Here is a 15,425-nt window from a genome sequence, read left to right as displayed (position 1 = left end):
GTTTCAAACTAGACCACAAATTTAAAAATTAAATACAAATGAAACACCATAACCAAATTAGTTTTCATTATAAATGTATTGTCATTAATTATATTCATTCAAAAAGCAAAAATCATAAGTTTTAACCTACGTAAGGTCGAAATTCATCTTTTTAAAGAAACGTAAGTTTTTTACCTTATCTTTAGTGATCCTGAAAATTCTTCCAGATGAAAGCCACTTTACTACGCATAAAAAACTTTTTTCAATCGCTTCATTTTAGAAAATATGCCAGACGTTTTGGCTTTTTCATTCTGGGACTTATTGCTTTACTCCTTCTTACTTGTGGCGGATTGTCAATTTATTTTAATCGGAATAAAGCCGAAATCATTACCAAGATCAACACTAAAATCAATGAAAACATCAACGGGAAATTTCATATTGGAGATTTTCATTATAAGTTTCTGACTGGTTTCCCTAACTTTACTTTGGCTTTAAAAGAAGTTGAAGTCAAAGACAATCAATGGGCCACGCACCAACACACTTTATTGAAAGCCAAAGAAATTGAAGTGCGGCTGAACGTTTGGAGTTTAATTCAAAACGAAATCAATATTCACAAAATCCTCATCAACGACGCGGCGATCTATGTGTATAAAGCGCCAAACGGTTATTCGAATGCCAATATTTTTAAGCCGAAAAAGAAAAAAGCACCGGAAAACAAATCAGATACCGAAACTACAATTGACCAGATTGAACTAAACGGAGTTCACTTTACTTTAAACAATCTGCTTGGGCATAAATTGTTTGATTTTGATGTCGATCGCTTACAATCGAAAGTAAAGCATGACGGCGACAACTGGCAAACCGATGTTTATCTAAACACCCAAATTAAAAGTCTTGCCTTTAATACGGTACACGGAAGTTTTGCAAAACAAAAAGAACTCAAAGGTACTTTTGCAGTAGCTTATTCCGCTCCAAAAGAAAGAATTGACGTGGTGACTAAGGACCTAAAAATTGGAACAGACTCTTTTGATATCATCGCTTTTTTTAATCTGGCTAAAGGAAATGCACTTTTCGGAATCAATATCAGTACGTCTATTTTGTGGCAAAATGCGTCGAACTTATTATCGGCAAACATCAGTTCTAAACTTAACCGATTTAATCTGAAAAAAGAGATTGAGGTAAATTGCGACATCAAAGGTGATTTTAATGCCGAAGGTGATCCCAGAATTGTCGTTCAGGCGATTGCCAAAAACAACGAACTTTCTATACCAGACGGATTGATTAAAGACTGCCACTTTAAAGGCATTTTCACCAATAATTTCAAACCAACGGCCGGTTATAACGATGCCAATTCGGCTATTATTTTAACGAAATTTACGGGGGAATACGAAAACATTCCGCTTACCATTCCGCAATTGTCGATCAATAATCTCGAGAAACCACTTGCCACCGGAAATCTAAGTTCTGATTTCGACATTGAAAGACTCAACCAAATAAGCAACGACAAGTGGATTCAGTTTACAAGCGGTCATGCCAAAGCCAACCTGGCATTTCAGTTTGACATTGTTGACCTGTACATTACCAAACCGCGTTTTATTGGTAAAATAGATGTTGACGACGCCTCGTTTCATTATATTCCGAAAAATGTTCGTGCTGTAAAAACCAACATTCATCTTGACTTTACCGAGAAAGCTTTACTCATCAAACAAATTGCCTACAAACACAATAAGAATACGATTTTCATCGAAGGAGAAATTGACAATTTCCTGAACCTCTATTATAATGCTCCCGAAAAAATGATTGTCAACTGGAAAATCTATTGTCCTAATATCGATCTCAAACAATTTCTGGGCGTTCTGGCCAGTTCACAAAAAGTAAAAGGCCCGGCCAAGACTTCCAAAAGCCCCACGATTTCGAATCATCTCAGAAGTGTAATCGACAAATGCTCGGTGGTGATCGATATCAAAGCCGACAAAATCAATTACAACAAACTCGTTGCCACCAATACCATAGCCCGAATTCAGATGCTGGACTCGAAACTGGTCATCAAAAACGGTTCGCTGCAAACGTCCGGAGGCACTATTACTTTTGACAGTGAAGTGGTGCCCAACGGAAAAAACTATGCTTTCAGTTCGAATGCTCAGGTAAACAAGGTCGAAATTGCAAGCTTTCTTAAATCGTTTAACAATTTCGGGATTCAGTCTTTTAGCCCCAACAACATCAAAGGAAAACTAACGAGTACAGCCAGCGTAAACGGTTTTATCAATAGCCGTGGCGAATTGATTAGCAACTCGATGCGCGGAAAACTGGGGTTTAAAGTCAATCAGGGCGCTTTGGTTAACTTTGAGCCTATTGTGAAAATCGGCAAGTTTGCCTTTCCGTTTCGCGATGTCGAGAACATCATCTTTAGCGATTTGTCCGGTCAGCTCAATATGCGTGGAGAGCAGATCGACATCAACAATCTCACTATAAGTTCCAACGTATTAAACATCGATGTCAACGGAATTTACTCTTTTGGCCAAGGCACCAATCTCGCCCTCACCGTTCCCCTTCGAAACTCCAAAAACGACGCCAAACTCGCCACCCAAGCCGAACGCGATGCCGTCCGTGAACGCGGGATCGTCCTGCATCTACTTGCTGTTGACGATAACGGAAAAATGAAAATTAAGTGGGGGAAGAGGGATAAGTAGTTTTTTATCTATCCTTTCAATACAATCTTGTCATTCCGAGGAACGAGGAATCACACACATAACTCGCCAAAGATTTATCACTCTAAGCATTCTGTGATAAACTAGACGGGATTTCTGCTGATGTTTATTTTTTGGAATGAAAAACTTTGTGGAATTTCTGGCGTGATTCCTCGTTCCTAGGAATGACAAACCAGACGCAAAAAAACTGCAATTAATTTCTTAATGTTTTATTAACCTGCTTGTGTTTTTGTTTTAAAAAAGATAGCTTTGAGAGACAATCATTAAATACAAACCAATTATGAAAATTCAGATCAATACCGACAAGAACATCGAAGGACACGAAAGATTAGAAGCTTATTTCTCTGGTGAATTAGAAAAAGGCTTGAAGCGTTTTGAAGATAAAATTACCCGCGTTGAAGTTCATTTTGGAGACGAAAACGGGGAGAAATTTAGTCTGCACGACAAAAAATGTGTGATTGAAGTTCGTACTGCAAAATTACAACCAGTAACCGTTACAGACCATGCCGATACGCTTGAAAAAGCTTTTATTGGGGCATTGGCAAAGGCAAAAAAATCTCTTACTACTACTTTCGAAAAAATGAAAGCGTATTAATTTATATCCCATCTATAAAAATGGCCTTATCTCTAATCCGGATAAGGTCCTTTTTTATTTTAACAAAGCCGTCATTTCTTCCCAATGCAGTATTTTTACTTTCTGATCTAATTGTTCTGCGCTTTTTACCATTGCTTTGGCGATATCTTCGGCCTCTATTCCTTTGTATTTACTTAAGCTTCCCACAAACAACGGGTTGATTAATTTGAATATTCCAATGAATACTTTTTCCATCGGTCGGCTTTCTTTTCGGTCTCCTAAAATCATCGACGGACGAAAGATATAAGTATGCTCTAAATTCAGACTGATAATACCCTGTTCTGTTTCTCCTTTTAATTTGGTATAAAATATCGACGATTTCGCATTTGCACCAAGTGCCGAAACCAGAAAAACAGCTTTTGCTCCATTTTCTTTCGCCAGTTTTGTTGCCAAAATCGGGTAATCGTGATCTATTTGATAATATAACTTTTTGTCCGGTGTTTTCTTCTGTGTGGTACCAAGAGCAATAAATACTTCATCAACCTGAATGTCTTTTATTACTTTGGATAGGGTGTTAAAATCACCTATCAGTATTTTTAGTTTGGGATGCTGGATGTTTAAATCTTTTCTTACTACAATTATTACTTGCTCATAAGTAGCGTTGTTCAACAAATTTTCGAGAATATAAGAGCCAACTAGCCCGCTTGCTCCGTACAGAATTGCTTTTTTCATAAGTAAGGCGATTTGTTTGCTCGAAGTTAATTTTTTTTGCCACAGATTTCACAGATTAGAATGATTACTTTTTTTCTCGCGGATTGAGCAGATTTTTTTCTGTGCAAAAGATAAAAATAAATGATCCATCATTTTACAAATAGTTGGTGAAGAAAAAATTCCGCCACGAATTCACGAATTATTATAAAGCAATAATTCGTGAATTCGTGGCGAAAAACAACTCTACGCCCAATAATCTATGTTCATATCTGTTTCTAAAAAAACACGATTAACATAATAATAACGCTTTTTGGAATTGTAAGAAGTAATTTTGCAATCCCAAAAATGAAGCTTTGAAACAAGCGCATAACTGGGATTATTTACTATAAATTATTAAAAATTACCCTCATGAAAAAGCAACTACTCGTATTATTAATCGCAGTATTTATAGGCTTTGGCGTAAATGCGCAAGTAAAATCATCTGAAATAAATGTGCTGGTTTTGATTTATTCTCAAAACGGCGGAACTTATAAAATGGCCAAGTCTATTGCCGACGGAATTCAGGAATATCCCAATGCAAAAGCAATCATAAAACGTATTCCTTCGATCAATCCGAAAGAAAAACTGAATGCTGATGTAGAAAAATTACCAATTGCAACCATCGAAGAATTGGCCGATTATGACGGAATTGCTTTTGGAAGTCCTGTTCATTTTGCAAATATTAGTGCAGATATGAGTTCCTTCTTCAGCCAGAGTATTCCGCTTTGGACTTCAAGAACTCTGGAAGGAAAACCGGCTACTGTGTTTATGTCAGCAGGATCGGGAGCCGGAAAAGAAGCTGCGATTTTATCGTTCTGGAATATTCTTGCGTCTCACGGAATGGTAATCGTTCCAACGGGGATTATGGGAGCAGCCACTTTAGACAAAACAGTTCCACAAGGAAACACTCCGTTTGGCGCTACTTCTTTGGCGGGATCTGTGGGAACACGTCCGTCACAAAGCGAATTGAATTTGGCTAAAGAACAAGGAAAAGCGTTGGCAAGAGTGGCTTCGGGATTGAAAAATACTGAAAATAGTAAAGGAGTAAAAACAACTGCTATTGAAGTTAAAAGCGATATCAACAAAACCTTAAAAGACAATAATATTGTTCTTCCTGAAGCTCCTAAACCGGTTGGGAATTATGTTCCTTTTACGATTTCAGATCATAAAGTATACATTAATCAGGTGGCTTTAAAAGACGGAAAAATTCTAAATCCCGGAAAAGTTGGCGCAACAGTTACCGAAGAACAGGCTAAAGAAGCAACGTATCAAACGATGTTAAATGTAATTGCAGTTTTGAAAGAAGCCTGCGGAGGAGATTTGAACAAAGTAAAACAATGCGTACAGTTAACAGGGTATTTCAACACTACACTGGAATATACGCAACATGCAGCCCTTATGAATTCGGCTTCAAACCTTACCGCGTTGGTTTTTGGAGAAAAAGGAAAACATGCCAGAGCGACTATTGGAGCGGCTTCGTTACCGATAAATTCGGCTGTAGAAATTCAGGCGATTTTTGAAATTGAATAAAACAATCTTTTAGACATTGTCGTCCTTCGACTACGCTCAGGACGACAAAATTAGACCGGAAACTGAGACTGAAAATTGTCTCGCGTGAGGGATAGAGCTAAGCTACCGAAGTAGCAGCGAAAGCCCGACAGCAATATAAAAAGGGGCGACTAAGCGATTGCAATAGTCAGCCCCTTTTTATATTGGTGGCACGCCCAGATTATTATTTACACAATTCTCGACTTCCTTATGATTTTGGTAATGGCGCCCCAACTGCAATATCGCAGCGATGTCCGGGTTTTCCGTGTGCGGGATTTTTTCCGTCGGCTACAGTTGCTGTTTCGGTACTTAACAAAGCCGGAACAGCATTGTCTGTCGCCGGAGGTGTTACAGTAAAGGTTTGCGAAGTAGTTCCGCTTTGTGCTGTATTGGCGGCAACAGGTTGTTTGGCAGCAGCCGGAGAATTTAAAGGAGCTCCCACCGGAATATCGCAGCGGTGTCCGGGTTGTCCGTGGGCAGGGTTCATGCCTTTAGCCACTTTTGTCGGCGTAACAGTTGTTGTAGTCACTACATTTTGCTGACCCGGTTTTACCTGAACGGTTTGTGCAGGCTGTGCCGTTGCAGTTTGTCCCTGTGTAGGAGCCGAATTTAAAGGCGCCCCAACAGCAATATCGCAACGATGTCCGGGTTGTCCGTGTGCAGGATTCATTCCGCCATTCGCACTCAAAACTGTATTTGGATTTGCTGCAGCAGGAGCCTGAACAACAGGGGCTGCTTTTGTCGTATCTTTTGCCAATCCCAGTTTTACCAATTCAGAATTTGGGGTGTTTTCCTGAGGCTCTAATTCCTTTTTACAGGAAATTAAAAAGATAGAGGAAAGTACTAATGAGGTGATGAGTATTTTTGGATTCATGATGTATCGATTTTAAAGCTATCAAATATACTAAATCCTATTATACCATATAAGTGATGTAAGATAATTTAAGTTTTGCCTGGTGATTTAGGCTCGTAATAACGCAGGGTTATCATTTCACGCAGATTTAAAAAAGATTTAAGCAGATATACGCAAATCTAATCTGCTTAAATCTGCCGAATCTGGGTGAAACAAAAATCCGTTTAATCCTTTTTTAAGTTTTCTCTTTAAATAAAAAACTTTGCGACTCTGCGCCTTTGCGAGATTAAACTATAATTTTTTGCTAACTTTAAATCCAAAACAAACCACTTATGAAAAAACCAATCTTACTTTTATTATTTGTTACCTTTTTTGCAAACGCACAGACTTCTGAAAAAGACAAAGTCAACCAAACTATTGATGCCTGGCACAAAGCAGCCGGCGAAGTAAAATTTGATGCTTATTTTGATTTAATGGCCGAAGACGCTATTTTCATCGGAACTGATGCCACCGAAAACTGGATCAAAAAAGATTTTAAAGTTTGGGCCAAACCCTATTTTGACAAAGGAACGGCCTGGAATTTTACAGCTTTAGAACGTCACATCTTTTTCGACAAAACCGGAAAAATTGCGTGGTTTGACGAACTGTTAAACACACAAATGAAAATTTGCCGCGGATCGGGGGTTTTGATTAAAGTAGGGAAAGAATGGAAAATTCAGCACTATGTTTTATCTATGACGGTTCCTAATGAGGAAGTAAATGCAGCGATCAAAATTAAGGCTCCTATCGAAGACGTTTTGATTGCAAAGCTTCAAAAAAAATAAACATTTTTGGACTTTCTTTTTACAATCCTAACTTTTTACGCCCTTTACACAACACTTTGCCAATTTTATGATAATACAATTGGCAATTTTGTCTCTTTTTTAGAAGTGCAAAATAAAATACCCTCAAAAAAACAGGGTGTATTTTATAAAATCTACTAAAATAAAAACAACACCTCTATTTTTGCACCCCTAAAAACCATAATATTCATTTTTTCATAACTTTAACCCTAAAAAAATAGGGACACATAAAGTATTTGAAAAATGAAAATAGAAAAACGCTGGATCATTTCCTTTATTATCATCAGTATTGTTTGCGTTACTGGTGCTTTTTGGCCAACTATAACCGAAAATAGTTATGTATTGGCTGAATTTGGCACAACCGATCATATCGTTCCTGCCGATGTCGCCTGGATGTTAACGTCCTGCTGTCTGGTTTTAATCATGACTCCGGGACTGTCCTTTTTTTACGGCGGAATGGTCGGTAAGAAAAATGTAATTTCGACCATGTTGCAGAGCTTTATCTGTTTAGGGGTTGTCACGCTTTTATGGGTTGTAGTGGCCTTTAGTCTGGCTTTTGGCGATCCTGTAGGGTTAAATTTAGGAGGTCATTTTTATAGTTTCTTTGGTGATCCAACTACTTTTGCTTTTATGGATTATGTGGGAGTTCTTCCTCATAAACAATTGGCCAGCACGATTCCGTTTATGCTTTTTGCATTGTTTCAGATGAAATTTGCGATTATTGCTCCGGCCATTATTACTGGTTCTTTTGCTGAGCGTGTTCGTTTTATATCGTATTTACTTTTTATCAGTTTGTTTACTTTGTTTATTTATGCACCATTGTGCCATTCTGTTTGGTATCCAACCGGTATTTTAGGCAGTTATTTTGGCGTAAAAGATTTCGCCGGAGGAACCGTTGTGCACATGAGTTCAGGATTTGCGGCTTTGGCAGGAGTACTGGTTTTAGGAAAAAGAAAAAACAATCAGCACATTCCAACCAATATTCCATTTGTATTATTAGGAACCGGAATGTTATGGTTCGGATGGTTCGGCTTCAATGCCGGTTCGGCTCTTGCAGCCAATGGAACTGCCGCAATGGCTTTTGCAACTACGACAACCTCATCGGCCGCAGCCATGTTAACCTGGGTTTTCTTTGACCGAATGAACGGTCGAAAAGTTTCGGCTCTTGGTGCTTGTATTGGAGCTGTGGTAGGCTTGGTTGCCATTACTCCGGCTGCAGGTTATGTTTCAGTTCCTGAAAGTATGTTTTTTGGATTTATAACGGCTTTGGTTTCGAATTCGGTTGTAAATTGTCGCTTATCAAAAAAATTCGATGATACCCTTGACGTTTTTGCCTGTCATGGTGTAGGCGGCATTATGGGAATGATTCTAACTGCTATTTTTGCTCATGGTGAAGATGCGAGTTTGTTACACGGAGGCTGGAATGTATTTGCACATCACATGATGGCGTTGGTATTGGTTTCTGTATTTACTTTTTTCGGAGCGTACTTCTTATTTAAGGTAACCAATTTCATTATTCCGTTACGTGTTTCTGAGGAGAACGAACATATCGGATTGGATTTATCTCAACACGATGAAACACTTGACCCTAAATTAAAACCAATTACAGAAGTTCATTACAGTTAAAAAATCTTTTCTTCCGCCACGAATTCCACTAATCTACACTAATTTTTTTCCATCCATACCGCTTAAATTAATTCGTGAATTCGTGGTGAAAAACTTCTAGAACGTAATTACGCTATTTGCATTCGTTTATATTCTTACTATTTCTTTTACCACAAATTAAAAGAATTTAACCGATTTTTTATCTGTGTTAATCTGTTGCAAAAAAAGGGTTGCCACTAATTTTTACCAATTTTTCCTCAGCCAAACCGCTTAAATTAATTAGTGAATTCGTGGCGAAAAAAAATATCCTTGATGAAAATTCGCGGCGGAAAACTTTTAAAGCTAATTGTGCTATTTTCATTCGTTTATATTCCTTAATTTTGCTGAAAATTTTTGTAAAAGTGGGAAGTAAAAATAAACTAAAAAGATTCAGAGAAAACGAAACATTTCAAAACGTTTTTCAACCAACCAGAGAAGAAGTTGTAGGCGATTTAATGCCTTTGAAAGGAAAATGGAATTCTGATTTCTTTAAAAATGACAATCCATTAGTTTTAGAATTGGGATGTGGAAAAGGAGAATATTCTGTGGGATTAGCAGAAAGATATCCGAACAAAAATTTTATCGGAATTGATATTAAAGGAGCTCGTTTCTGGAGAGGTGCCAAAACCGCTGTCGAAAACGGATTACACAACGTTGCATTTGTTCGAACTCAAATCGAACTGATCAATCATATTTTTGCCGACAATGAAGTGGACGAAATCTGGATTACTTTTCCGGATCCGCAAATCAAATACAAGAGAACCAAACACCGTATGACCAATTCGGAGTTCTTGAAATTGTATAAAAGAATCCTTAAAAAAGACGGTGTCGTAAACTTAAAAACCGACAGCGAATTCATGCACGGTTACACGTTGGGATTACTTCACGGTGAAGGTCACGAGGTTTTATACGCCAATCATAATGTATATAAAAATGAAGGAAGTCCTGAAGAAGTTACTGCATTCCAGACTTTTTATGAAAAACAATATTTAGAGATTAACAAGGCAATTACGTATATTCGTTTTAAAATTAAAGACTAATTTAATTTTAAAAACTTTTTTTCATAACCCATCAATCAACTGAATGGCATTACTTACCCCATTACTTTCAGGTTTTCTTGCCGCTTTCATTGGGATTATTCCACCAGGTTTAATCAACATGACAGCAGCCAAAGTAAATTTGAAAGAGGGGAAAAAAAATGCTTTATGGTTTGTTGCGGGAGCTGTCTTGGTAATCTTTTTTCAGGTTTCCTTAGCCGTTTTTTTTGCACGGGTCATCGACAATCGGCCGGATGTAGTGACATTGTTACGCGAAGTAGGATTTGTTATTTTCTCTGTTTTAACTGTTTATTTTTTGTTTATAGCCAAAGAACCTAAAGCCAAAAAATCGAAAATAAAAAAGACCAGTAAAAAAAGTCGTTTCTTTCTGGGAATGCTGCTTTCCGGACTTAACTTCTTCCCTATTCCGTATTATGTGGTTGTAAGTGTTACTTTGGCCTCTTACCACCTTTTTGCATTTGAAAACAACATTATTTTTACTTTTGTATTCGGATCTGTTTTAGGCTCATTTGCCGCTTTATACAGCTACATTGGTTTCTTTGGAAGAATCGAGAAGAAAACAGATTATCTGATGAAAAACATGAATACCATTATTGGAAGCATCACTGGATTAATTGCCGTACTCACGCTTTTTAATATCTTGACTTACTATTTCAGTTAATAAAATATAAGATCAGATTATTATTTATTTGTAAAATTTTAGTTTCACGCAGATTTTGCAGATTAAGCAAATCCTTTTTCCTTCCTAAATTAAAAATTTTTTGGGCTTCATTTTAATGCATAAAATCTGCGTGAAAATTTCGTTAGTAAAATCATTTCTCACCTTTTAACCTGTGCTACAAATTATGGCTGAAGATAATTTTTTTGAAAGAGTTTATGCAATCGCCCGACAAATTCCGTACGGAAAAGTAACTTCTTATGGCGCAATTGCCAAAGCTTTAGGAACAGCCCGCTCTGCCCGAATGGTAGGCTGGGCCATGAATGCCTGTCACAACATGGATGATGTTCCCGCACACCGTGTGGTAAACAGAAAAGGGCTTCTCACCGGAAAACACCATTTTGACGGAACCAATTTAATGCAACAGTTACTCGAAAGCGAAGGCATTAAAGTCATAGACAATCAGATTATAGATTTTGAAAAACATTTTTGGCAGCCTGAAATCGAGCTTTAAAATTTTTTGTTTAGGCGCAAGGGTCGCATAATTTAAAATAACCTTACACTTTTCTCTTTATCCTGTCTTTTAAAGTTCCACAGTAGTTTTATTTCGATTGTTATTTTACTTTTTGACGCTTTAATCAAATCAGGCAAATTACAAAGCTGGTTTTGTCCTCATCGGTTTGGTAACTCAAATACCCTCCGTGTGCTTCGATGATATTTTTAGAAAGCGTTAGTCCAATTCCGGCACCATCTTTTCTGGTAGTGAAAAACGGCAGAAAAACTTTATCTCTGATCTCGGTATCAATTCCTTTTCCGTTATCCGAAATGGTAATAAAAAAGCGATTGTTTTCAGTATATGATGACAAGAACATCTTCTTTTCGCGCTTTTCTTTCAAAGCATAAATACTATTGGTAATCAAATTGATAATTACCTGTTCTATCTGACTTTTATCAATTAAAATCGATCTTGAACTATTAATTTCGTTTACCAGTTCGATATCTTCCGCCTTTAAAATTGGACTCATTACCCGAAGACAGTCTTCAAAAAGAACCTTTATAGGAGTCATTTTTTTAGTCGGAGTCGGCAGCATGGCCAGTTTTCGATAATTTTCTACAAAAACCTGCAAATGATCGCTTCGATTGATAATGGTCGAAATACTGCTTTTAATATCTTCAAAATCATCCTCTTCTAATTCTTCCTGATCAACTATTTGCAGTAAATTTTGCGAAAGTGCACGGATTGGCGTTAGTGAATTCATTAACTCGTGCGAAATAATTTTCATCAGATTGATCCAGGCTTCCTTTTCTTTTTTCTCGATAACACGCTGAATGCTGTCCAGCAGAATAATAAAATATTCTTTGTCATACATTTTCGTATGCGAAGTCTGAAGCACAAAAGTCTGTAAGTCCTGATCTTCGATCTTGATCGAAATAGCTGTTTTTAATTCTGTAAAATTGGTCTTTTCGATTTCCTCACAAAGAGAGGGCAAATAGTTTTTAAGATACTTCCACTGGCTTACTTTTGGCACTTTGAATAAGTTTGAGAAGCAATCGTTCATCAAAAAAAGATTCCAGTCCTCACCTTCTTTCTCCAGAATTAAAGTAGCAGTGTCAATATTATTTAAAATAGACTGATAGATGCGCTCTTTTGACGTCTGTTCCTGTCGTTGAACCTTTAACTTATCATAAAGCAAAAACAAGTTCCTGAAATTCTCCTTTTTGCTTTCTTCCGGAAAATTATTCGAAAAATCATCCTGCAGAATCGATAAAAGCATTTTATCGTAAAACAAGGCTTGCCCTTTAACAAAAAAATACATTTCAGACAACAATAGAAAAACGACAAAACCAACCAGAATCGCATTGTAATACAGTTCTTTGTAAATCAAAAAGACACAAAAGAAAAAGGGAATCATCAGGAGCAGAATCCTTGCAAACAAAGCGTTATAAAATTTCCAGTTCTTCATTGTTTTATTTTTTATTCCGAAAGATTCAAAAGTTTAGTATCTAATTATAATCTTTCAAAGCCGTTCGAAACTATTTTTAGGTTTAGATGTTTCTCAAATCGTATTTTTCAATTCTTCTGTACAAAGCTGCCCTTGAAAGCCCAAGTTCTTCGGCTGTTTTGCTGATATTTCCATTATTCTTAAACAATGTTTTCTCGATGGCACTTTTTTCCATTTCAGACAGTGGATTTTCGTCGTTTTCGTGAAATTCTTCGAAATCCAAAATATCCAGATTGGTTAAAGAAATAGTACGATCATCGGCTAAAATTAGAGCCCGCTCAATCTTATTTTCCAATTCCCGAATATTTCCTTTCCATGGATATTTTTCTAAATAGGGTCCGACATTGTCGTCAAAACACCAATTTTCCTGATTGTATTTTTCAGCAATTTTATCCAAAATAAAATTAGCCATCGGGATAATATCGTCTTTTCGCTCACGCAAAGAAGGCAAATGAATCTCCATAGTGTTGATTCGGTACAGTAAATCTTCCCTAAAAGTTTTATTTTTTACTTCTGCTTTTATATCGGCATTGGTAGCCGCAATGATCCTTACATTCAGCGGTCTTGCTTTGCTTTCGCCCAAGCGGGTTACGGTTTTGGTTTGTAAAACATGTAACAGTTTGGATTGCAGATGTAACGGAATATTCCCTATTTCATCCAGAAAGATCGTACCACCCGAAGCCGCTTCAAATCTTCCCGCAGTATCTGTTTTAGCATCTGTAAAAGCCCCCTTGGCATATCCAAAAAGTTCACTTTCAAACAAATTATCACTCAGCGACCCCAGATCGACATGTACAAAAGGCTGCTCTTTTCGCTCTGAATTCAGATGGATGAACTCGGCAAAAACATATTTTCCGGTTCCATTTTCACCTAAAATCAAAACGTTAGCAGCTGTTTTGGCAACTCTTTCGGCAATACCGTAAGCCTGCTTAATTTTAGGAGAAGTTCCTGTAAAATAACTTTTGACTGGTTTTTCTACTATTTCTTTCTTACCATTCTTTCGGCTCTCTAATACAGCTTTATCAATAATTTCCAGTAGTTTTTCGTTGTTCCAGGGTTTCAAAATATAATCAAATGCTCCGATTTTGATTCCTTCAACCGCAGTGTCAATCTTACCAAAAGCAGTCATTAAAATCACAATTGTTTGTGGCGAAAGTGTTTTAATTTCCTTCAACCAATGAATTCCTTCACGCCCATCTTCAAAACCAATTCGATAGTTCATGTCCAACAAAACCACATTTATTTCATTTTCGTTTAAAATAGAGATGATTTTTTTAGGGCTGTTGGTCGTAAAAATGGTTTCAAAATGTTTTTTGAGAATCATTTTTGCCGAAAAAAGAATTTCTTCCTGATCGTCGACGATTAAAATATGAGCTTGTTTCTTTCGCATGCTGTCTTTTTTTGTCCGATTTTGAACGGTCAACTGTTCATTTCCGAACACTTCTTTTTTAAGTGGTTTTTAAAGCTTCTTTAAAATCAATACTTTACAGATTATGCTTTTTATGGCACAGTATTTACCTATTGGTAATCAGTAAATTATTAAAGAAATGGACAAGATAATTCCTCGTAAAAATAGAAAATTTAGATATCTCACAATAGCAATTGGAGTTTTTTTAGTTTTGGCAACAATTGTATTTTTCTCGTTTAACACCAAAAGAAGTTTTAATGTAAAAGCAGATGAACTAAGTGTTCAGAAAGTAGAAAAAGCTTTCTTTGAAGATTTTGTTGTTTTTCAGGCCAAAGTGGAACCTCTTAACGTAATGCTTGTGAATGTTACCGAAGGCGGATCTGTAAAAGAGATTTTTGTTGAAAATGGCGCAATGGTTACCAAAGGTCAGCCCTTAGCGCGTTTGTTCAATCCGAACACAGAACTGAATTATCTGACTCAGGAAACCGCTATTATCGAGCAAATCAATAATTTGAACACCGGAAAACTGAACATCAGAAATCAGGAGCTGAACTTAACCAAAGATCTGGTTTTAATCGAACACGATTATAATGACGCCAAAAGGTTGTATGACGTGAACGCGAAATTGTTTGAAAAAGATGTGATTTCGAGAAATGACTGGAATAATTTTAAAGAAAGTCTGCGTTTTCAGGACGAGCGTAAAAGAACGATCCAACAAAGTATTCAAAAAGAAAAACAAACCAATCAGGTTCAAATTTCTCAAATCAACCGTTCGATTCAGACTATGGAGAAAAGTCTGGATATTTTAAGAAACAATAAAAAGAACTTCTTAATTACAGCACCGGAATCGGGGAGATTAACTTCTTTTCAACCTGTGTTGGGAAAAACGTTTCAGGCAGGTGAAAGTATCGGAAAAATAGATTCTAAGCAAGGCTACAAATTAGCAGCCGATGTAGATGAATTTTATTTGGAAAAAATACGCGAAGGTTTGAAGGGCCAGGTAGAATTTCAAGGAAAAAATCTGGAAGTTTTGGTTACAAAAGTAATTCCGGAGGTAAAAAACGGACACTTTAGAGTGGAGCTGGCTTTTATATCCAAAGAAAATATCACTTTACAAGACGGTCTTGGTTTTGGTGTAAAACTGATTCTCTCCGAAAAGAACAAGACACTTGTGGTTTCAAAAGGAAGTTTCAATCAGGAGGCAGCAGGAAAATGGATTTTCGTAGTAAAGGGAAATAAAGCAGAAAGAAGAAATATAAAACTAGGCAGAGAAAACCCATCGTACTATGAAGTTCTCGAAGGTTTAAAAGAAGGAGAATCGGTCATTACTTCATCCTACACCGATTATAAAGACATTGAAGAATTATCGATTAGTTCTCAGTAGCAGTTTCTGGTCGCAG

General features: G+C 36.9%; 14 protein-coding genes. 9 read left to right on the top strand and 5 right to left on the bottom strand.

From position 1 onward, the window contains the following. Positions 1-206: 206 nt before the first annotated feature. Together OLM58_RS08895 and OLM58_RS08890 are read left to right on the top strand one after the other, a co-directional pair. The gene (locus OLM58_RS08895; RefSeq protein WP_264532007.1) at positions 207-2,669 is read left to right on the top strand and encodes an AsmA-like C-terminal region-containing protein; all 2,463 of its coding nucleotides are present in this window, start codon (positions 207-209) and stop codon (positions 2,667-2,669) included. Between the two features lie 298 nt (positions 2,670-2,967). Then, on the top strand, positions 2,968-3,282 hold the full coding sequence (locus OLM58_RS08890; protein ID WP_070906039.1) for an HPF/RaiA family ribosome-associated protein: 315 nt from the start codon (positions 2,968-2,970) through the stop codon (positions 3,280-3,282). A gap of 54 nt (positions 3,283-3,336) precedes the next feature. On the opposite strand, the gene OLM58_RS08885 is transcribed toward OLM58_RS08890, so the two are convergent. Next, positions 3,337-3,993 (bottom strand): oxidoreductase, encoded by a 657-nt coding sequence (locus OLM58_RS08885; protein ID WP_264532006.1) that lies wholly within the window; start codon positions 3,991-3,993, stop codon positions 3,337-3,339. A 387-nt stretch (positions 3,994-4,380) separates the two neighbouring features. On the opposite strand from OLM58_RS08885, the gene wrbA reads away from it, so the two are divergent. Beyond that, complete coding sequence (gene wrbA, locus OLM58_RS08880; protein ID WP_264532005.1) at positions 4,381-5,541, top strand: NAD(P)H:quinone oxidoreductase; 1,161 nt, start codon at positions 4,381-4,383, stop codon at positions 5,539-5,541. A gap of 226 nt (positions 5,542-5,767) precedes the next feature. Here the strand turns inward: wrbA and OLM58_RS08875 are convergent, their stop codons facing one another. Further along, complete coding sequence (locus tag OLM58_RS08875; RefSeq protein WP_264532004.1) at positions 5,768-6,433, bottom strand: hypothetical protein; 666 nt, start codon at positions 6,431-6,433, stop codon at positions 5,768-5,770. A gap of 311 nt (positions 6,434-6,744) precedes the next feature. Here OLM58_RS08875 and OLM58_RS08870 point away from each other — a divergent pair, with 311 nt between their 5' ends. Then, entirely contained in the window at positions 6,745-7,236 is a 492-nt protein-coding gene (locus tag OLM58_RS08870) for a nuclear transport factor 2 family protein (protein ID WP_264532003.1), read from the top strand. A 261-nt stretch (positions 7,237-7,497) separates the two neighbouring features. Continuing rightward, complete coding sequence (locus OLM58_RS08865) at positions 7,498-8,880, top strand: ammonium transporter (RefSeq protein WP_264532002.1); 1,383 nt, start codon at positions 7,498-7,500, stop codon at positions 8,878-8,880. Positions 8,881-9,067: 187 nt separating this feature from the next. On the opposite strand, the gene OLM58_RS08860 is transcribed toward OLM58_RS08865, so the two are convergent. Beyond that, a complete protein-coding gene (locus OLM58_RS08860; protein ID WP_264532001.1) occupies positions 9,068-9,220 on the bottom strand; it encodes a hypothetical protein in 153 nt (50 codons plus the stop codon). Positions 9,221-9,260: 40 nt separating this feature from the next. Between OLM58_RS08860 and trmB the strand changes: the two genes are divergently transcribed. The 3 genes from trmB to OLM58_RS08845 all read left to right on the top strand — a co-directional run bounded on the left by trmB (position 9,261) and on the right by OLM58_RS08845 (position 11,128). Then, a complete protein-coding gene (gene trmB / locus OLM58_RS08855) occupies positions 9,261-9,938 on the top strand; it encodes a tRNA (guanosine(46)-N7)-methyltransferase TrmB (RefSeq protein ID WP_026109789.1) in 678 nt (225 codons plus the stop codon). A gap of 43 nt (positions 9,939-9,981) precedes the next feature. After that, positions 9,982-10,617, top strand: coding sequence for a LysE family transporter (locus OLM58_RS08850; protein WP_070906045.1), 636 nt, complete (start codon positions 9,982-9,984; stop codon positions 10,615-10,617). 184 nt (positions 10,618-10,801) lie between these two features. Beyond that, a complete protein-coding gene (locus OLM58_RS08845; RefSeq protein ID WP_264532000.1) occupies positions 10,802-11,128 on the top strand; it encodes an MGMT family protein in 327 nt (108 codons plus the stop codon). 124 nt (positions 11,129-11,252) lie between these two features. On the opposite strand, the gene OLM58_RS08840 is transcribed toward OLM58_RS08845, so the two are convergent. Next, positions 11,253-12,578: a sensor histidine kinase gene (locus tag OLM58_RS08840; protein WP_264531999.1), complete on the bottom strand. Its 1,326-nt coding sequence runs from the start codon at positions 12,576-12,578 to the stop codon at positions 11,253-11,255. Positions 12,579-12,660: 82 nt separating this feature from the next. Next, positions 12,661-14,007 (bottom strand): sigma-54-dependent transcriptional regulator, encoded by a 1,347-nt coding sequence (locus OLM58_RS08835; protein ID WP_264531998.1) that lies wholly within the window; start codon positions 14,005-14,007, stop codon positions 12,661-12,663. Between the two features lie 157 nt (positions 14,008-14,164). Between OLM58_RS08835 and OLM58_RS08830 the strand changes: the two genes are divergently transcribed. Then, positions 14,165-15,409, top strand: coding sequence for an efflux RND transporter periplasmic adaptor subunit (locus OLM58_RS08830; RefSeq protein ID WP_264531997.1), 1,245 nt, complete (start codon positions 14,165-14,167; stop codon positions 15,407-15,409). The last annotated feature ends 16 nt before the right edge of the window (positions 15,410-15,425 follow it).

The organism is Flavobacterium sp. N502540 (assembly GCF_025947365.1).
Taxonomy (GTDB): Bacteria; Bacteroidota; Bacteroidia; order Flavobacteriales; family Flavobacteriaceae; genus Flavobacterium.
This window is presented reverse-complemented; position numbering and strand designations above follow the sequence as displayed.